The 19,139-nt window shown below is 62.2% G+C and carries 17 protein-coding genes; 8 read left to right on the plus strand and 9 right to left on the minus strand.

What is annotated here, in order from left to right; genetic code table 11:
* Positions 1–54 precede the first annotated feature (54 nt).
* The 5 genes from grpE (at position 55) to ACP7BZ_RS21875 (ending at position 4,947) form a co-directional block, all read left to right on the plus strand.
* A complete protein-coding gene (grpE, locus tag ACP7BZ_RS21855; protein ID WP_426117108.1) occupies positions 55–585 on the plus strand; it encodes a nucleotide exchange factor GrpE in 531 nt (176 codons plus the stop codon).
* A gap of 104 nt (positions 586–689) precedes the next feature.
* Complete coding sequence (gene dnaK, locus ACP7BZ_RS21860; RefSeq protein ID WP_426117111.1) at positions 690–2,633, plus strand: molecular chaperone DnaK; 1,944 nt, start codon at positions 690–692, stop codon at positions 2,631–2,633.
* Between the two features lie 96 nt (positions 2,634–2,729).
* Positions 2,730–3,860 (plus strand): molecular chaperone DnaJ, encoded by a 1,131-nt coding sequence (dnaJ, locus tag ACP7BZ_RS21865; RefSeq protein WP_426117113.1) that lies wholly within the window; start codon positions 2,730–2,732, stop codon positions 3,858–3,860.
* Between the two features lie 68 nt (positions 3,861–3,928).
* On the plus strand, positions 3,929–4,597 hold the full coding sequence (gene can / locus ACP7BZ_RS21870) for a carbonate dehydratase (RefSeq protein ID WP_426117115.1): 669 nt from the start codon (positions 3,929–3,931) through the stop codon (positions 4,595–4,597).
* The gene (locus ACP7BZ_RS21875; protein WP_426117117.1) at positions 4,597–4,947 is read left to right on the plus strand and encodes a nucleotide pyrophosphohydrolase; all 351 of its coding nucleotides are present in this window, start codon (positions 4,597–4,599) and stop codon (positions 4,945–4,947) included. The genes can and ACP7BZ_RS21875 overlap by 1 nt, the downstream gene beginning before the upstream one ends.
* A 51-nt stretch (positions 4,948–4,998) precedes the next feature.
* Here the strand turns inward: ACP7BZ_RS21875 and ACP7BZ_RS21880 are convergent, their stop codons facing one another.
* Positions 4,999–6,453, minus strand: a complete 1,455-nt coding sequence (locus tag ACP7BZ_RS21880) for an NAD-dependent succinate-semialdehyde dehydrogenase (RefSeq protein WP_426117118.1) — start codon at positions 6,451–6,453, stop codon at positions 4,999–5,001.
* Positions 6,454–6,685: 232 nt separating this feature from the next.
* Here ACP7BZ_RS21880 and ACP7BZ_RS21885 point away from each other — a divergent pair, with 232 nt between their 5' ends.
* The 3 genes from ACP7BZ_RS21885 to ACP7BZ_RS21895 all read left to right on the plus strand — a co-directional run bounded on the left by ACP7BZ_RS21885 (position 6,686) and on the right by ACP7BZ_RS21895 (position 10,329).
* Positions 6,686–7,444: a gamma-glutamyl-gamma-aminobutyrate hydrolase family protein gene (locus ACP7BZ_RS21885; RefSeq protein ID WP_426117120.1), complete on the plus strand. Its 759-nt coding sequence runs from the start codon at positions 6,686–6,688 to the stop codon at positions 7,442–7,444.
* Between the two features lie 111 nt (positions 7,445–7,555).
* Positions 7,556–8,926, plus strand: a complete 1,371-nt coding sequence (locus ACP7BZ_RS21890) for a glutamine synthetase family protein (RefSeq protein ID WP_426117122.1) — start codon at positions 7,556–7,558, stop codon at positions 8,924–8,926.
* An 8-nt stretch (positions 8,927–8,934) separates the two neighbouring features.
* On the plus strand, positions 8,935–10,329 hold the full coding sequence (locus ACP7BZ_RS21895) for an aspartate aminotransferase family protein (RefSeq protein WP_426117124.1): 1,395 nt from the start codon (positions 8,935–8,937) through the stop codon (positions 10,327–10,329).
* A gap of 24 nt (positions 10,330–10,353) precedes the next feature.
* Here ACP7BZ_RS21895 and ACP7BZ_RS21900 read toward each other — a convergent pair whose 3' ends face one another.
* The 8 genes from ACP7BZ_RS21900 to ACP7BZ_RS21935 all read right to left on the minus strand — a co-directional run bounded on the left by ACP7BZ_RS21900 (position 10,354) and on the right by ACP7BZ_RS21935 (position 19,053).
* On the minus strand, positions 10,354–11,808 hold the full coding sequence (locus tag ACP7BZ_RS21900; protein ID WP_426117126.1) for a sodium:solute symporter family protein: 1,455 nt from the start codon (positions 11,806–11,808) through the stop codon (positions 10,354–10,356).
* A 156-nt stretch (positions 11,809–11,964) separates the two neighbouring features.
* Entirely contained in the window at positions 11,965–13,401 is a 1,437-nt protein-coding gene (locus ACP7BZ_RS21905; protein ID WP_426117128.1) for an esterase-like activity of phytase family protein, read from the minus strand.
* 275 nt (positions 13,402–13,676) lie between these two features.
* Positions 13,677–14,555: a 3-methyl-2-oxobutanoate hydroxymethyltransferase gene (gene panB / locus ACP7BZ_RS21910; RefSeq protein WP_426117130.1), complete on the minus strand. Its 879-nt coding sequence runs from the start codon at positions 14,553–14,555 to the stop codon at positions 13,677–13,679.
* 151 nt (positions 14,556–14,706) lie between these two features.
* Entirely contained in the window at positions 14,707–15,195 is a 489-nt protein-coding gene (gene folK / locus ACP7BZ_RS21915) for a 2-amino-4-hydroxy-6-hydroxymethyldihydropteridine diphosphokinase (protein ID WP_426117132.1), read from the minus strand.
* Positions 15,192–16,556, minus strand: a complete 1,365-nt coding sequence (gene pcnB / locus ACP7BZ_RS21920; RefSeq protein ID WP_426117134.1) for a polynucleotide adenylyltransferase PcnB — start codon at positions 16,554–16,556, stop codon at positions 15,192–15,194. The genes folK and pcnB overlap by 4 nt, the downstream gene beginning before the upstream one ends.
* Positions 16,549–17,223: an HAD family hydrolase gene (locus ACP7BZ_RS21925; RefSeq protein WP_426117136.1), complete on the minus strand. Its 675-nt coding sequence runs from the start codon at positions 17,221–17,223 to the stop codon at positions 16,549–16,551. Before ACP7BZ_RS21925 ends, pcnB begins: the two co-directional genes overlap by 8 nt.
* A complete protein-coding gene (gene hda, locus ACP7BZ_RS21930) occupies positions 17,220–17,909 on the minus strand; it encodes a DnaA regulatory inactivator Hda (protein WP_426117138.1) in 690 nt (229 codons plus the stop codon). The genes ACP7BZ_RS21925 and hda overlap by 4 nt, the downstream gene beginning before the upstream one ends.
* Before the next feature lie 55 nt (positions 17,910–17,964).
* A complete protein-coding gene (locus tag ACP7BZ_RS21935) occupies positions 17,965–19,053 on the minus strand; it encodes an AI-2E family transporter (RefSeq protein ID WP_426117140.1) in 1,089 nt (362 codons plus the stop codon).
* Between the last annotated feature and the right edge of the window lie 86 nt (positions 19,054–19,139).

Genomic DNA, 19,139 nt, shown 5'->3' on the forward strand with positions numbered 1-19,139 from the left:
CGATCCTGCACAGATCGTTGACCGCCAAGTGTTTGATTTAAAAGGAGCTTTTCGATGCAAGACCAAGCAAACCAGGAAGTGTCGCCGCAACATGCCGAAGGTGACGAGCACGCCGTGACGCCAGAGAACTCTTTGGAGCAACAGCTGAGCGCCACCGAAGCGAAGCTGGCAGAGATGCACGACGCGTTTATGCGTGCCAAGGCCGAGGGTGAGAATATTCGCCGCCGCGCTCAGGAAGACATCAGCAAGGCACACAAGTTTGCCGTCGAAAGTTTTGCCGAGGCCATGCTGCCGGTGCGTGACAGCCTGGAAATGGCCTTAAAAGTCGACAATCCGACCATTGAGTCGCTCAAGGAAGGGGTCGAGATGACCCTCAAGCAAATGAGTTCTGCATTCGAGCGCAACAAGCTGATCGAAGTGCAGCCGGCTGTCGGCGACAAGCTCGACCCGATGAAGCACCAGGCCGTGGCCGTGGTGCCGGCCGACCAGGAAGCCAATACCGTGGTCACTGTCTTGCAAAAGGGCTACATGATCGCCGATCGTCTGCTGCGTCCGGCGATCGTCACGGCAGCGCAAGCAAAATAAAAACAGGCAGCTGCGCTGCGCGCTCTTGAAAGCGCGCAGTTGCTCCGCATATTTGGTACATCAAACACTTAGTATCCATACGGTACATATAAAAGGAAAAAATCATGGGCAGAATTATCGGAATTGACTTGGGAACCACCAACTCCTGCGTCGCGATCATGGAAAACGGCCAGCCAAAGGTCATCGAGAACGCTGAAGGCGCGCGCACCACGCCGTCGATCATTGCGTACCAGGAAGATGGCGAGATCCTCGTTGGCGCCCCCGCCAAGCGTCAGGCCGTCACCAACCCGAAGAACACCTTGTTTGCTGTCAAGCGCCTGATCGGCCGTAAATTCGACGAGAAAGAAGTCCAGAAGGACATCGGCCTCATGCCATATCAAATCATGAAAGCCGACAACGGCGACGCCTGGATTGGCGTGCGTGACAAGAAACTGGCACCCCCACAGATTTCCGCCGAAGTGCTGCGCAAGATGAAAAAAACCGCCGAAGATTACCTCGGCGAAGAAGTCACCGAAGCGGTCATCACCGTGCCGGCCTACTTCAACGATTCGCAGCGTCAAGCGACCAAAGATGCCGGCCGTATCGCCGGTCTGGACGTCAAGCGCATCATCAACGAGCCAACCGCTGCAGCACTGGCGTTTGGCCTCGACAAAACTGAAAAAGGCGACCGCAAGATCGCCGTGTATGACCTGGGCGGCGGCACGTTCGACGTCTCGATCATCGAAATCGCTGACGTCGATGGCGAAAAGCAGTTCGAAGTGCTCTCGACCAACGGCGACACCTTCCTCGGCGGCGAAGACTTCGACCAGCGCATCATCGATTTCATCATCGACGAATTCAAGAAGATCAACGGCCTCGATCTGAAAAAAGATCCGATCGCCCTGCAGCGCATCAAGGCTTCGGCCGAGCGCGCCAAGATCGAACTGTCGTCGGCGCAGCAGACCGAAATCAATGAGCCGTACATCGCCATGGCGAACGGCGCACCGGTCCACCTGAACCTGAAAATGACGCGCGCCAAGCTCGAGTCGCTGGTCGAAGAACTGATCAACGCCACCATGGAGCCATGCCGCATCGCCATCAAGGATGCCGGCGTCAAGGTCTCCGACATCGACGACATCATCCTGGTCGGCGGTATGACCCGCATGCCGAAGGTGCAAGAGAAAGTCAAAGAGTTCTTTGGCAAGGACCCGCGCAAGGATGTGAACCCCGACGAAGCGGTCGCTGTCGGCGCTGCCATCCAGGGGTCCGTGCTGTCGGGCGAGCGCAAGGACTTGCTGCTGCTGGACGTCACGCCTTTGTCGCTGGGTATCGAAACGCTGGGCGGCGTGATGACCAAGATGATTCACAAGAACACCACGATTCCTACCAAGTTCTCGCAAGTGTTCTCGACGGCCGATGACAATCAGCCAGCGGTGACGATCAAGGTATTCCAGGGTGAGCGCGAAATCGCTGCCGGCAACAAGGGCCTGGGCGAATTCAATCTGGAAGGCATCCCGCCATCGGCGCGTGGTACCCCACAGATCGAAGTGACCTTTGACATCGATGCCAACGGTATCTTGCACGTGGGCGCCAAGGACAAGGCCACCGGTAAAGAAAACAAGATCACCATCAAGGCCAACTCCGGTTTGACGGAAGCGGAAATCCAGAAGATGGTCAAAGACGCCGAAGTGAACGCCGAAGAAGACCACAAGCTGCGCGAGCTGGCCGAGTCGCGCAACCAGGCCGATGCTTTGGTACACTCGACCAAGAAATCGCTGACCGAATACGGCGACAAGCTCGAAGCGGGCGAGAAAGACAAGATCGACAGCGCCATTGCTGCTCTTGAAACCTCGCTCAAATCGGGCGACAAGGCCGATATCGACGCCAAGGTTGCGGCTTTGTCGGCTGCCTCGCAGAAATTGGGCGAGAAGATGTATGCCGATCAGCAAGCACAGCAGGCAGCCGGCGGTGACGCTGGTCAGCAGCCTGGTAGCGAAGCCCCGCAAGGCGGTGCCAAGCAGGATGACGTCGTCGATGCCGACTTCAAGGAAGTCAAAGACGCCAAGTAATCAGGCTGCAGGGATGCGCAAAGCCGAGCCGCTTACCCGGCTCGGTTTTTTTGCATATTAGAGTGACTAGACAGATAGACAGCAAGGTGCCGACAAATGGCAAAGCGTGATTTTTACGAGATCCTCGGGGTCGCAAAGGGTGCTTCGGAAGAAGAAATCAAGAAGTCTTACCGCAAGCTCGCGATGAAATACCATCCGGACCGCAATCCGGACAACAAGGAATCCGAGGAAAAATTCAAGGAAGTCAAAGAAGCCTACGAAATGCTGACCAATCCGGAAAAGCGCGAAGCGTATGACCGTTATGGTCACGCCGGCGTCGATCCGAATGCCGGCGGTGGCGGCTTCGGCGGCGGCGCGGGCGGTTTTGGCGATGCCTTTGGCGACATCTTTGGCGATATTTTCGGTGGCGGCGCCGGTCGTGGCCGCAGTGCGGGACCGCAGGTGTACCGCGGCGCCGACTTGCGCTACAACCTCGAAATCACCCTCGAGCAGGCGGCGCACGGCTTCGACACCACCATCCGCGTGCCCAGCTGGGACAAGTGCGATACCTGCCACGGCACCGGTGCCAAGCCGGGTACCGCGCCGGTCACCTGCACCACCTGTGCCGGTCACGGCCAGGTGCGCATGCAGCAGGGTTTTTTCAGCATCCAGCAGACCTGCCCCAAGTGTCATGGCAATGGCAAGATCATCGCCGACCCGTGCGCACCATGCGGCGGCCAGGGCCGGATCAAGCGCAACAAGACGCTGGAAGTGAAAATTCCTGTCGGTATAGACAACGGCATGCGCATCCGCTCGTCGGGCAATGGCGAGCCGGGCACCAATGGCGGCCCAGCCGGTGACCTGTATGTGGAAATCCACATCAAGCAGCACGCCGTGTTCCAGCGCGAAGGCGACGATCTGCATTGCGAAATGCCGATCTCGTTTGTGAAAGCGACGCTCGGTGGCGAGATCGAAGTGCCGACCCTGTCGGGCAAGGTGTCGTTCACGGTTCCCGAAGGCACCCAGTCCGGCAAAACCTTCCGCCTCAAGGCGAAGGGCATCAAGGGCGTGCGTTCCGGTTACGCGGGCGATCTGTTCTGCCACGTGCAAGTCGAAACGCCCGTCAAGCTGACCGACAAGCAAAAAGACTTGCTACGCGACTTTGAAAAGCTGACCACCGAGGGGGGCGCCAAGCACAGTCCGCAAAGCAAGGGCTGGATGGACAAGGTAAAAGACTTTTTCGAGTAGTATCGAACCCCAACCGCTGTAGCGGGCACCCGCCCCACAGCGGTTTTTTTTGATTGACAGGATCGCACATGACCCAATCCACTACCGGCTTTTTGACCACCGAAGAATTATTTGAACGCAACCGTAACTGGGCTGCGGCGAGGGTGGCGGAAGACCCCAATTTTTTCAAGAGCCTGGCATCGCAGCAGAGCCCCGAATACCTGTGGATCGGCTGCTCCGACAGCCGCGTGCCAGCCAATGAATTGCTGGGAATGGCGCCGGGCGAACTGTTCGTCCATCGCAATATCGCCAACGTCGTCGTCCACTCGGACCTGAACTGCCTGACCGTGCTGCAATTTGCCATCGATGTCTTGAAGGTCAAGCACATCATTATTTGCGGCCACTACGGCTGTTCGGGCGTGCATGCCGCCATGACCAACCGCCGCGTCGGCCTGGCCGACAACTGGCTGCGTCACGTGCAGGACGTGCAGCAAAAGCATGGCCGCTACCTGGGCGAAGTGATTCCGACGCAAGAGCGCGCCGACCGCCTGTGCGAATTGAACGTCATCGAACAGGTCATCAACGTGGCGCAAACCACGGTGGTACGCGATGCCTGGGAACGCGGCCAGCCCCTCAGCGTGCACGGCTGGTGCTACGGGCTGCAGGATGGCTTGTTGCGCGACCTTGGTATGAGCGTGAGCCGGTTCGATGAGCTGGCACCGAAAATGGCGGCGCGGCTGGCGACCTACGACGCCTGATGGACGGCGAGTTCAGCCAGCTGCGCGCGCTGGTACGCCAGTTCGTCGACGAACGCGACTGGGACCAGTTTCACACGCCAAAAAATCTGTCGGCGGCACTGTCGGTGGAGGCGGCTGAACTGCTGGAACATTTTCAGTGGTTGCACAAGGGAGATCAGGCGGAACTGGGGCCTGACAGGCTCGTTGAGGTGCGCCACGAGATGGCCGACGTACTGGTCTACCTGGTGCGGCTGGCGGACAAGCTCGATGTCGACCTGGTGCAGGCGGTGCAAGAGAAGATGGTGCTCAACCGGGCCAAGTATCCGGCTGAGCAGGTGCGTGGCGATGCGAGGAAGTACGACGCGTATTGACTGCGTGGCGTGAGTGCCGGGGTCAGGCAGCAGGTGCCCGGCCCCGCTGGCTTACATGCCGCCCATGCAGATGTATTTGATGACCAGGTAATCATCCATCCCGTACTTCGAGCCTTCGCGTCCCAGGCCCGACTGCTTGACGCCGCCGAAGGGCGCGATCTCGTTGGAGATCAAGCCCGTATTGACCCCCACCATGCCCGACTCGAGTGCCTCGGCTACTCTCCACACGCGGCCGATGTCGCGTGAATAAAAATAGGCGGCCAGGCCGAACTCGGTGTCGTTGGCCATGGCAATCACGTCGGCTTCCGTTTTAAAGCGGAACAGGGGCGCCAGCGGGCCGAAGGTTTCTTCGGTGGCCACCAGCATGGCCGAGGTGACGCCGGTCAGCACGGTGGGCTCAAAAAAGCTGTGGCCCAGCGCATGGCGGGCGCCGCCCAGCGCCAGGCTGGCGCCTTTCGACAGCGCATCGGCAATATGCTGCTCGACTTTGAGTACGGCCTTCTCTTCGATCAGCGGGCCGGTGGTCACGCCCGCCTCGACGCCATTGCCCACTTTGAGTTTTTTGACGGCGGCCACCAGTTTTTCTGCAAAAACATCGTACACGCCATCCTGTACGTACAAGCGGTTGGCGCACACGCAGGTCTGGCCGGCATTGCGGTACTTGGAGGCGATCGCCCCTTCGACGGCGGCATCGATGTCGGCATCATCGAAGACGATGAAGGGCGCATTGCCGCCCAGCTCCAGCGAGAGCTTTTTGATGGTCGGCGCCGACTGCGCCATCAACAGGCGGCCAACAGCAGTCGAGCCCGTAAAGCTCAGTTTGCGGACGATGGGGTTGGCCGTCATTTCGCCGCCGATCGCCTTGGAATCGCCCGTGACGACGGAAAACACGCCCTTCGGCACGCCGGCGCGCTCGGCCAGCACGGCCATGGCCAGCGCCGAAAATGGCGTCAGTTCAGCCGGTTTGACGACGATCGGGCAGCCAGCTGCCAGCGCCGGTCCGACCTTGCGGGTGATCATCGCTGCCGGGAAATTCCACGGCGTGATGGCCGCGCACACGCCGATGGGCTCGCGCGTGACCACGGTGCGGCGGTCGGCCCAGGGCGATTGCAGGGTATCGCCTTCGACCCGCTTGGCCTGCTCGCCGAACCATTCGAGAAATGACGCTGCATAGGCTACTTCGCCCTTGGCTTCGGGCAGCGGTTTGCCCTGTTCGGCCGTCATGATCAGGGCCAGGTCGTCGGCGTTTTCGAGCATCAGGTCGTTCCACTTGCGCAGAATGAGCGCCCGTTCGCGCGCAGGTTTCTTGCGCCAGGCGGGCCAGGCGGCGTTCGCCGCAGCGATGGCGCGGCGCGTTTCCAGCGCCCCCATGTGCGGCGCCGTACCGACCAGTTCGCCGGTCGCCGGGTTGCTGACGTTAAAGGTGGTGGCGTCATTGGCGTCGCACCACTCGCCATCGATATAGCACTGCGTACGCAGCAGGGTAGGGTCTTTCAGATTGAGCATGCTGTCCTCGGAAGAATGGAAGATGGGTCGCTTGATAGCACGATGGATCACGCAATAAATAACACCATGGTAGACCAATTTCGCCGCACCGGTCGGCACCCTGCTGTCCTTAGGTGTTGGCATGAATAGGCCTTTGCGCGTATGCTTTTAGCAAGAAATCAACCCTACCACGATGCGCCGGTCTTCTCGTTTATGATGAAGGCGTGCGTCAAACCACCGAGGGACTGTCCGTATGCGCCGCCCGATTGTTCTCGTTCCTGCCTGTTCCTGCGATGTCGGCCACCACGCCAACCACGTCGTGCAACGCAAATACATCGATGCCGTGGTCATCGGCGCCGACTGCGTGCCGCTGATCTTGCCGGCGCTGGGCGAAGCGACCGACCTGGAAACCGTGCTCAATCTGTGCGATGGCATCATGCTGACGGGCGCGGCGTCGAATGTGCACGCCAGTCTCTATGCAGAAGCGGTGCTCGACCCGTCTCTGCCGCAAGATCGCCTGCGCGACGCCACCACCTTGCCCCTGATCCGCGCGGCCCTGCGGCGCGGCATTCCGATTTTTTCCATTTGCCGGGGCATGCAGGAAATGAACGTTGCCCTCGGCGGCAGCCTGCACCAGGCGGTGCAAGAAGTCGACGGCCATATCGATCACCGCGAAAACGATGAAGCTGCGCTGGACCAGCAGTACGGTCCCGCGCACCAGGTCAGCTTGACGGCGCACGGTGTGCTTGAGGGCATCCTCGGCGCCGGCGACATCAGCGTCAATTCGCTGCACGGCCAGGGCATCAAGCAACTCGCTGCCGGCCTGGCGGTCGAAGCGCGCGCCCCCGACGGCCTGGTCGAAGCGTTTTCGGTGCCGGGTGCGGCCGCCTTTGCGCTGGCCCTGCAGTGGCACCCCGAATGGCAGATTGCCGACAACCCCGTGTCGATGAAACTGTTCGGCGCCTTTGGTGCGGCGTGCCGCGCCTACCAGCGGACCAGGCAGGCCACATGACAAGCCCGACACGCTGGGCGCGACTGCGCGAACCCTAGCTAGGCTCTCGACGATGCAATCGCCGGCGCGCCAGCGCGCAGGGCCGGCCCCTTCAATCATTGAGAGAATACGATGGCAATTCGCGAAAATTTTAGCTATACCGACATGGATTTGTGGCTCAACGAAAAACGGGTCACGGAAATCGAGTGCCTGATCCCCGATCTGACCGGAGTGGCACGCGGCAAGATCATGCCGCGTGCAAAATTCACGCAGGAACGCGGCATGCGCATGCCCGAAGCGGTGCTGGGCATGACGGTGACGGGCAATGTGCCGGTCGACGACGCCCCCTACGACCGCGCCATTTCCACCACCGACCGCGACATGATTTTAAAGGCCGATCCCACCACCATCACCATGGTACCGTGGGCCGCCGACCCCACCGCCCAGGTAATCCACGACTGTTATTTTGCCGATGGCGCACTGGTCGATTTCGCCCCCCGCACGGTGTTGCGGCGGGTGCTTAAATTGTATGCCGACAAGGGCTGGAAGCCAGTGGTGGCGCCTGAACTTGAATTTTATTTGACGGCAAAAAATATCGATCCCGACCTGCCGCTGCGCGCCCCGGTGGGCCGCTCGGGCCGCTCGGAAACCTCGCGCCAGGTCTACAGCATTGATGCCGTCAACGAATTCGATCCGCTGTTCGAAGACATCTACGATTACTGCGAAATGATGAACCTCGACGTCGACACCCTGATCCACGAGATCGGCGCCGGCCAGATGGAAATCAATTTTTTGCATGGCGATCCGCTGGGCCTGGCCGACAAGGTGTTTTTCTTTAAACGCACCCTGCGCGAAGCGGCCTTAAAACACGATATGTACGCCACCTTCATGGCCAAGCCGATGGCCGGCGAGCCGGGTTCGGCCATGCACGTGCACCAGAGCGTGGTCGACATCAAGACCGGCCTGAACATTTTCAGTGCCGACGACGGCGCCGCCGCCCCCATCTTCAAAAGCTATATCGCCGGCCTGCAGCGCTACATGCCATCGGCGATGGCGATCGTCGCCCCCTACGTCAATTCCTACCGCCGCATCGTGCGCCACACGGCCGCGCCGATCAACATCCAGTGGGGTATCGATAACCGCACGGTCGGTTTCAGGGTGCCCGAATCGGGCCACCAGGACCGCCGCGTGGAAAACCGCATCATCGGCGCCGATGCCAACCCGTATCTGGCGCTGGCGGTGACCCTGGCCTGCGGTTACCTGGGCATGACGGAGCAGCTCGAACCGACCCCGATGATGGCCGGCAGCGCCTACGATCTGCCGTTCGAATTGCCGCAGGGTTTGCCGGAAGCGCTCAGCCTGCTGCGGGGCGAAGACAAATTGCGCAGCGTGCTGGGCGACCGCTTTATCGACGTCTACTGCGCCATCAAGGACCTCGAGCACCAGGAATTCATGCGCGTGATCAGTCCGTGGGAACGCGAACACCTGTTGCTGCACGTGTGAGGCCGGCCATGCAAACCATCGATACCGGCGCCATCCAGGCGCTCGACGCCGCCCACTACCTGCATCCATTTACCGACCATGCGGCGCTGGCCGCCGCTGGCGCGCGCGTGATGGTACGCGGCGACGGCATCTGGCTGTGGGATTCGGAAAACAGGCGCATCCTCGACGCCATGTCGGGGCTGTGGTGCGTCAACATTGGCTATGGACGCCAGCGCATGAGCGACGCCGTCTACCAGCAAATGCAGACGCTGCCCTTCTACAACAGCTTTTTTAACACCACCAATGTGCCGGCGGTGACGCTCGCCGCCAAGCTGGTGGCGCTGGCGCCGCCCCATTTTAATCGGGTGTTTTTTACCGGTTCCGGTTCGGAAGCGAACGACACCATCGTGCGCATGGTGCGCCGTTACTGGCAATTGATGGCGCAGCCCGAGCGCCACATCATCATCAGCCGCGTCAATGCCTATCACGGCAGCACGATTGCCGGGGTGTCGCTCGGTGGCATGGCTGGCATGCATGCGCAGGGCGGTCCGCTGCTGCCAGGCATCGTCCACATCGACCAGCCCAGCTATCTGGAACACGGCCAGGGCATGACGGAAGACGAATTTGGCGTGGTGGCGGCCGGCTGGCTGGAAGAGCGCATCAAGACGATCGGCCCGCACAATGTGGCGGCGTTTATTGCCGAACCGGTGCAGGGCGCCGGCGGCGTGATTATTCCCCCCACAAGCTACTGGGCGGAAATCGGCCGTATCTGCGACAAGTACGGCATTTTGCTGGTGGCCGATGAAGTCATCTGCGGCTTCGGCCGCCTCGGCGCCTGGTTCGGCAGCACGCGCATGGGCATCAGGCCCGATCTGATCGCCTTTGCCAAGGGTGTCACCTCGGGCTATATCCCCCTCGGCGGCGTGCTGGTGGGCGACCGCGTGGGCGATGTGCTCACCACCAAGGGGGGCGACTTCAACCACGGCTTTACCTATTCGGGCCACCCGGTGGCCTGCGCGGCGGCGCTGGAAAATATTCGTATCATCGAAGACGAAGGGCTGGTCACGCGGGTCGCCGAAGACACCGGACCGTATCTGAACGCCGCGTTTACCGCGCTGGCCGCGCACCCACTGGTGGGCTACGCCGACAGCTTCGGTTTTGTTGCCGGCCTTAATCTGGTGCAAAGCAAGGGTGCCAGCGTGCACGCGCACACCCTGTTCGATGGCGACCTTGGCGTGGGCATGCTGTGCCGCACTCACATGTTCGACGCTGGCGTCATCATGCGCGCCGTCGGCGAACGCATGATCATCGCGCCGCCGCTGGTGATGACGCGTGCCGACATCGACGAAATGATCCGGCGTATTACGCTGGCGCTGGACGCCACCCTGGCCGAATTGCAGACCAAAGGGCTGATGGCGGAATGATGGAATGCTGGAATGCTGGAAAAATCAAACCACCATGGTCTTGGTGGTGTCGTGGCGGTTTTCCAGCACCTGCGGCAGCAGCGAGCCGGCCACCATGGCGGCAAACGCTGCCAGCAGGCCGGCCAGCGGGCCGGGGAAGTGGGCGCTGAAATTACTCAGCTGCGGGAACGACAGCAGCCACACCAGCAGCCCCGCCGCCACCGAGGCAATCGCCCCCTGGGTGGTGGCGCGCTTCCAGTACAAGCCCATCACCAGCGGCACGAAGGCGGCCACCAGCGTGACCTGGTAGGCCGACGACACCAGCTCGTAAATCGAGGTGCCCTTCATGGCGATCGCATAGGTGAGCACAATGGCGGCAAAGACGACGATGGAAACGCGCATGGCGAACAGCTTTTGCTTGTCGCTCATGCCGGGCCGCATATTTTGCAAAATGTTTTCTACAAAACTGGTCGACGGCGCCAGCAGGGTGGCGGACGAGGTGCTTTTAATGGCAGAGAGCAGGGCGCCGAAAAAGACGATTTGCATCGCCAAGGGCATGCGCGTGAGGACGAAGGTGGGCAGCAGGCGCTGGTAGTCGTTCTTGGCGATGTCCATCGCTTCCTGGCCCATCACCACGACGGCAGCGGCGACCACGAACATGGGCACGAAGGCAAACAGAATGTAGCTGGCGCCACCGATGACGGCGCCGGCGCGGGCCGTGGGAGCGTTCTTGGCCGACATCACGCGCTGGTAGACGTCTTGCTGCGGAATGCTGCCGAACATCATGGTGACGCCGGCGCCGATAAAAGCGAAAATTTCCGTCATGGTGGGCGCCGGCCAGAAGCGCCACAGATCGCCCTTGGTGGCCACCGCCAGTACCGGGGCGGCGCCGCCAGCGAGGTCGGCGGCGAAAAAAGCGATGATGGTCAAGCCGATCACCAACACGATCATCTGGATAAAATCGGTGATCGCCACCGCCAGAAAGCCGCCCACCACCACGTAGACCAGCACTGCCAGGGTGCCGACGATCATGCCGGCCGTTTCCGACATGGCGCCATTGGTCAGCACGGAAAACACCAGCCCCAGCGCGGTAATCTGCGCTGCCACCCAGCCCAGGTAACTGAGGATGATGGCGCTGGAACAGAAAATTTCGATGCCCTTGCCATAGCGCGCGCGGTAATAGTCGCCGATGGTGAGCAGATTGAGTTTATACAGTTTGGCAGCGAAAAACAGGCCGACCAGGATCAGGCAGGAACCGGCGCCGAACGGGTCTTCGACGACGGCATTCAAGCCGCCCTGGACGAACTTGGCGGGAATCCCCATCACCGTTTCGGCGCCAAACCAGGTGGCGAAGGTGGTCGTCACCACCATGATCAAGGGCAGGCTGCGCCCGGCCACGGCGAAGTCGCTGGTGTTCTTGATGCGGGTGCCGGCCCAGAGGCCCAGCCCGAGCGTGCCGACGAGATACAGCACGACCGAGGTGATCAGGATTGTATTCATGAATGTGGGAGATGTTCTTGAGGAAACTTTGGCGATTATATCGTTATCGACGGCCGCCGGCTTCCTCAATTCAAGGCCGGCCGTGACGGCCTTGCCACAAACGTTCAGTTAACCAAAAACGCCGCCCGGTGGGCGGCGCTGGTGAGGCTTGATAGTTTAATTGCGGCGGCGCCGGGCCCCGGCAATACCCATCAAGCCCAGGCACACCAGTGCCATCGACATTGGCTCTGGCACGGCCGTGATCGCCTGTGCCTTGAAGGTGGCGCCCACTGCGCCCAAGTCGGCATCGGTGACGCCGAACACATAAAAATTGTTGTTGCCGGCGCTGGTCAAGAAGTCATTGTCGTTGGCGACGTACAGCGTGTGGTTGAGCACGCCGTCGACCATGACGTCGCCACCAAAGGCGAGGCCCTCGATTTTCGACGGAATGCTGTCGGCCGACAGGCCATAGGCTTTCAATGCCGCCACCAGGTCGATGAACATGGTCTTCTTGACCGCCTTGGCCGACAGGTCGCCGCTCTGGGCGGTGATGTCTTCGGCGCCGGCAATGTCGATTTTGAACAGCTGCTTGATGACCGCCTTGCTGCCGTCGCCCAGGCCCTTGCCGTCGCGCTCGTCGACCAGGAACTCGGTGGCGCTGAGGGCGACGATGTCGCTGACGCCGCTGCCGGTGGTGAGCATGTAGGCATATTCGTGGGTGACGCCGGTGGCGATGTCGATGGTAACGATCCGCAAACTCTTGGCGGCATCCTGTTCGAGTGGTGCCTGCATGATGCCGACCAGAGTCTTGCCGTCCGGCGTGATGGCCAGTCCTTCCATGCCCTTGTTGGCCACGCGGCCGCTGGTGTTGCCGCTTATTTCCAGGCTGCCTTGGGCGCTCAGGTTGGTCACTGCCAGGTTGGCGGGCAGGGCGAACGAGGCGATGCGCTCGCCGGTGGCGCGGTTGAACTGGTAGACATACGGGCCATACTCGTCCGACACAAAAATGCTCTTGCCGTCATTCGACACGCGGATCGATTCCGGGTCGAGGCGGGCATTATTGGGATTCGTCGAGGTTTTGCTGGCATCGAAGCCGTCCGAGCGACCGGTAAAATAATTGGTGTTGTTGGTGGCGTTCAGGGTCGGCGTGCCGTTACCCAATGTGTAGGCGATACCGCCGACGCTGCCGGTGCCGGCGGCGCCGCTGCCGTACACCAGCGCAGTCGGGCTCGACAGCAGGGTGGTGGCGCTCAGGGTCGGCGTCAGGTTAAATTTCAGGCCGCTGCCGCTGGTGTTGGCGCTCAAGCCCATCGTCACCGTTTGAAAGCGGGCGATGTAGGAGGTGGTGTCATCAACCAGCGGATTGTAGGGGACGGCGTTGGGGCCGCGGTCAGGCGTGGCCAGGAAGGTCGAGCCGCCGGCCCAGGCCAGTCCCGAACCCATGCCGCCAAGCAGATTACCGGCGACGCCGTTTTCCAGCGCACCGGCGGTTTGCGTCGACAGATCGGCGCCGCCTGCCTTGAGGCTGCCGACGGCCAGCAGTTGCGGGCCGGCCAGTGCGGCGGTCGAGAACACAGCGCTGATCAGGGCAGCTGCGAGTGGCAATAATTTCATGGGTTCTCCGTCAGATTGTTATTTAGAATGCATTGGCATCGAAACAATACCCAACGTTTGTGACAGCCCGATGACGAGGGGCAGTTTTCGTGCCATCTTCGCGGCCCCCGCAATCGAGGCGACGTCCGATGATCCGCGGGCGTGCGTCCCCTCAAAAATCAACTGGCTGCGCCAGTGATTTTTGCCTGACCATCTGTGCGCCGGTAAGCCGGTGTTCCCCTTCGCTCCTCACCTCAGGCCAAAAAAAAAGTAGGTTTCCACTGTTGTTTGATTCTTTAAAAACAGTGTTCCGGCCCCGGAAAACGACGGTCGGTCACTGCCTCGACGTAGGCGGCGACGGCCGCTTCGATCGACGTCTGCCCTTCCATGAAATTTTTGACAAAGCGCGCCTTGCGGCCCGGGAACACCCCCAGCATGTCGTGCATCACCAGCACCTGACCGGAGCAGTCGGGACCGGCGCCGATGCCGATGGTGGGCATGCTCAGCGCATCCGTGGTTTCCTTGCCCAGCGCGGCGGGAATCGCTTCGAGCACGACGATGGAGGCGCCCGCTTCCTGCAGCAGTTTGGCGTCGGCCTTGAGCTGGTCGGCGCTGGCGGTGGTCTTGCCCTGCACCTTGTAGCCGCCCAGCTGGTGTACCGACTGCGGCGTCAAGCCGAGGTGGGCGCACACGGGAATGGCGCGCTCGGTGAGGAACTTGACGGTGTCGGCCAGCCAGGCGCCGCCCTCGAGCTTGACCATGTGGGCGCCCGCCTGCATCAGGATGACGGCGTTGGCATACGCCGCTTCCTTGGTGCCGTAAGCGCCAAATGGCAGGTCGGCGACGATCATCGCGCTCTTGGCGCCGCGCGCCACCGCCGCCGTGTGATACGCCACTTCCTGCACCGTGACGGGCAGGGTCGAATGGTGGCCGTTGCACACCATGCCCAGCGAATCGCCGATCAGCAGCATGTGCACGCCGCAGCGGTCCATCAGCGCGGCGAAGCTGGCGTCGTAACAGGTCAGCATGGTAATGGGCGTGCCAGCGGCCTTGAGGGCGGCCAGCATGGGCGCGGTGACCGCTTTGGGGGGCACGGGCTTGGCGGGCGCCGCTACTGCTGCGGCGCTGTTCGCCTCTTTGCCCTGCATGTCGGCACCCTGCAAATATGAGCTCATCGCATATCCTTCATCAATCAGTTTTTGAAAATAAAACCCAGTGTACGGCGCGCTGGCGAAGTTTGCTGGGGGCGCACACATGGGAGACGCCCCCTGCGCTGCCAGGCGCAGCCCGGCCAGTCCCCCCCCCTGCGGCAGGCGGCGCTGCTAGTTAGGCGGGCGCCGCTCCATCGAGCCGCGCGATCGCCTGTTCTGCCAGCGCCGGCAACAAGGCCGCCGCCAGCCCAACGCCGGGGATGCGCAGCGCCGGCGCGATCTCGCACAAAGGCGCCAGCACAAAGGCGCGCTGGTGCATGCGCGGGTGCGGGACGGTCAGTACATCGGTATCGAGCTGCAGATCGTCGTACAGCAAAATGTCGAGATCGAGCGTGCGCGGGGCGTTACGATACGGCCGTTCGCGGCCGTGCGCCAGTTCGATGGCGCGCACGGCATCGAGCAGTTCGAGGGGAGCGAGCTGGGTATCGATGCTGGCGACGGCATTGATGTAATCGTCACCGGAGGAGTCGATCGGCGCGGTGCGCCACAGCGACGAGCGCGCCAGCACGCAGGTAGCAGGCAGCGCCGCCAGCCGCACAAAAGCGTCGACCACATTGGCGCGGGCGTCGCCCAGATTGGCGCCGATGCCGATGTAAGCGATCATTCCTCGCCGCTGCCATCGGCCACGCCTTCGCGCTCGCCCGGTTTTTTGGCGCGCCGTGGCGCCCGTTTTTTGCGGGCGCCGGCCACCGGCATGCGCTCGCTGGTCAGGAGCAGTTCGCGCTCGCTGGCGTCGCCGTCATAAAACGCGGTCCACCACTCGCCCAGTTCCATGTCGATTTCGCCCGATTCGCAGCGCAGCAGCAGGAAGTCGTAACCGGCGCGAAAGCGCACGTGCTCCAGCAGTTTATAGGGCGCCTTGCCAGTGCGCCGTTCGAAACGCGGCTGCATCGACCAGATGTCGCGCATGTCGGAAGCGATCTTGCGCTGGATGGCCAGCTGCTCCGTTTGCGAGTCGAGCACGTCGTCGGCGGCCAGGTGCAGCGCCGGAATGGACGACTCGCCGGCGGCGCGGTAGGCGCTCCATTTTTCCACCACCTGGTGCCACAGCAGCGAAGCGAACAAAAAGCTGGGCGAGACGCCCTTGCCAGCCTTGATGCGGTTGTCGGTCGACGCCAGCGCCAGGGTGACGAACTTCATGCCGATCGGCTGCTCGAGGACGACATCGAGCAGCGGCAGCAGGCCGTGATGCAAACCTTCGGTGCGCAGCTGCTGCAGGCAGGCCAGTGCGTGACCGCTCATCAAGAGCTTCAACATTTCGTCGAACACGCGGGCTGCCGGCACATTGTCGATCAGCGGCGCCATCACGGCGATCGGTGCGCGCGTGGCTGGCTCGATGGTGAAACCGAGGCGGGCGGCAAAGCGCACCACGCGCAGCATGCGCACCGGGTCTTCGCGGTAGCGCGCTTCCGGCTGGCCGATGATGCGCAGGATCTTGGCGCGGATGTCGCCGATGCCGCCGTGGTAATCCATCACCTGCTGGGTGGCCGGATCGTAGTACATGGCGTTGATGGTGAAGTCGCGCCGCATGGCGTCTTCGTGCTGCGGACCGAAGCTGTTATCGCGCAGTACGCGGCCGTGTTCATCCTTGGGCGCATTGCTGTCGCCGGCGCCGCGGAAGGTGGTCACTTCCAGCAGGTCCTGGCCGAACATCACGTGGACGATCTGGAAGCGGCGGCCGATGATGAAGGCGCGCCGGAACAATCGTTTGACCTGCTCCGGCGTGGCATCGGTGGCGATGTCGAAGTCTTTCGGTTTGACCCCCAGCAGCAGGTCGCGCACGGCACCGCCGACGACGAATGCTTTAAAGCCGGCCTCCTGCAGCGAGGAGGTGACGCGGATGGCGTTCGACGACACCAGTTTCGGATCGATGCCGTGTTCGGCGGGGCCCAGCACCACCGCCACGGACGTATCGCGGACGCTTTCTTTGACGCCAAGGATCTTGCGGATGAATGTTTTAATCATTGAATAGTTGGAGTGTTGGCCAGCCGTGCAGGGCTGCGTGCGCGGAAAGGGCGGCGTTGGGGTTGGTCGCCACCGGGTGGGTGACGACCGACAGCAGGGGAATGTCGTTGTGCGAATCGCTGTAAAAATGGCTGCTCTCGAAGCTCTCGAGGGGGGTGCCGAGTGCGGCCAGCCAGGCGTGGGTATGGGTTACCTTGCCGGCGCCGGAGGTGGGCACGCCGCGCAGCTTGCCGGTTGGCCGGCCACTGTCATCCTGCTCCGGCACGGCAGCAATCAGGTGCGTCACCCCCAGCGCGGCGGCGATCGGCGCGGTGACGAAGCGGTTGGTCGCCGTGACGATGGCGACAACGTCACCGGCGTCCTGGTGCTGGCGCAGCAGCGCCAGCGCCTGCGGCAGGATGGCCGGTTCGATCACCTCGCGCATGAACTGCGCGTGCATGGCGTCGAGGGTGGCACGGGGAAAGCGCGCCAGCGTACCGAGGGCGAATTCAAGGTATTCGACCGGGTCGAGGGTGCCAGCCTGGTACTGCGCATAAAAATCGTCGTTGGCGCGCTTGAAAGCGGCGGCATCGACGGCGCCGGTGCGCACCAGGTATTCTCCCCACTCGTGGTCGGAGTCGATCGGCAGCAGGGTGTGATCGAGGTCGAACAGGGCGAGGCGGGTCATGGCTTGAAGTCTTCTGGTGAACTGTGCGAGGCGGCCTGCTGTAACAGGTCGCGCAGCAGCGGCAGGGTGACCGGCCGCTGGGTTTCGAGGGAATACTGATCGAGGGCGTCTAGCATCGTCGACAGGGAGCGCATGTCGCGCCGAAAATGGGACAGCAGGTAGGGTAACACGCTGGCCGAAATGGTCAGGCCGCGAGCATCGGCAGCGTGCGTGAGGGCGGCGATTTTTTCATCGTCCGACAGCCCGTGGATTTGATAGATCAGGCCCCAGCCCATGCGCGTGCGCAGGTCTTCCCGCACCGGCAGCACCGCCGGCGGCACCGCGCCGGTGCTGACCATGTAGGCGCCGTGTTCGCGGATCTGGTTGAACAGGGCAAAGGCATCGATCTGCGCCTCGGCCGACAGCGCGCCGCAGTCATCGAGTAAATACAGGGTCACCTCGGCGGTGTAGACGAAATCGTCGGGGTGGTCGGCGCGGATGTAGCGCGAGGCCGGCGTGGCAGCCAAGGCATGCAGCAAATGGGTCTTGCCGGCCGACGCTTCGCCCCACAGGTAGGCAAAGTGTTCACGCGAGCTGCGTCCGGTGAACTGGTGCATCAAGTGCGCCAGTTCGGCATTTTGGCCCACCTCGAAGGAATCGAGGCTTTGCGCCTGGTCTGCGCCCAGGTCGAGCACCAGCTGCTTCATGGCGGTCGTCTCATACGGTGTCGCGGCTTGCCTTCGTCAGGGAGGGAGATAATAATCAGCCTGCATTATAGAAGGAGCTGCGCAGATAGTGGTGGCGCAGATGGCGAAACGCCACCATCAGCACCGCCGACGCGGGTAGCGCCAGCAGCACGCCGACGAAACCGAACAGCTGGCCGAACGCCAGCAGGGCGAAAATCACGGCCAGCGGATTTAGTCCAATGCGCTCGCCGACCAGCCGCGGCGTGAGGAAAAACCCTTCGAGCAGCTGGCCGCAGCCGTAAATGATGGCCACCGCGATCAGGCCTGCCCAGCCGGTAAATTGCAGCATGGCGGCGATCAGCGCGAGAATCAAGCCGAGGCCGAAGCCGATATAGGGGATGAATACCAGCAGGCCGGTGACGATACCGACCGGCAGAGCGACATCGAAGCCGGCGATGGTCAAGCCCGCCGAGTAATAGGCCGCCAGCACCAGCATCACCAGCAGCTGGCCGCGCAGGTACTGCGCCAGCAGCACGTTCACCTCGTGCGCCATGGCGGTCGTTTGTACCAGATAGCGACGCGGCACGGCGTCGCTGACGGCGCCGAGCAGCTTGTGCCAGTCGAGCAGCAAATAAAACAGGGCGACCGGAATGAGCAGCAGGGTGACCAGCCAACCCAGCACGCGGGTGCTGCCCACCTTGGCCGAGGACAGCACGGTGGTCCAGATCTCATCGCTGCCGGCGCCGGCAAACTGCTCGCTGAGCAGGGCGCGCAAGCCTGTGCTGTCGAGTTGGATCTTGAAGCCCATGTCGTGCAGCCTGGGTGACAGTACATTGTCGAGGTAGACCAGGAAGGCGGGAATTTGCGCCAGCAGCAGCGGGATCTCGGTTTGCAGCACCGGCAGCACGATCAGCACCAGCGCGGTGACGGTGGCGAGAAATAGCAGCATGACGACGCTGACCGCCAGTACGCGCGGGGTGCGCCAGCGACCGAGGCGCCGGCTGGCCAGAACATCGACGCCGCCATTGAGCGCGTAGGCCAGGATGGCGGCAGCGAGGAAGGGCGTGAGCACGGGGCCGAGCGCATACACCAGCAGCAAAAAGGCGCACCACAGGGCCAGCCAGAAGGCGCTTTGTTTTTGGTCGGGGGTAAATGGTAGGGGCATGAACGGAGGAGCAATAGCCGCGCTGGGTGGAGACGCCGGGGTAGTAAAAACACGGCAAAACACGGCGAAAAACCGCGCCGGCGGCG

This window comes from Massilia sp. PWRC2 (assembly GCF_049896725.1).
In the GTDB taxonomy this organism is placed as follows: Bacteria; Pseudomonadota; Gammaproteobacteria; order Burkholderiales; family Burkholderiaceae_D; genus JAFCUW01.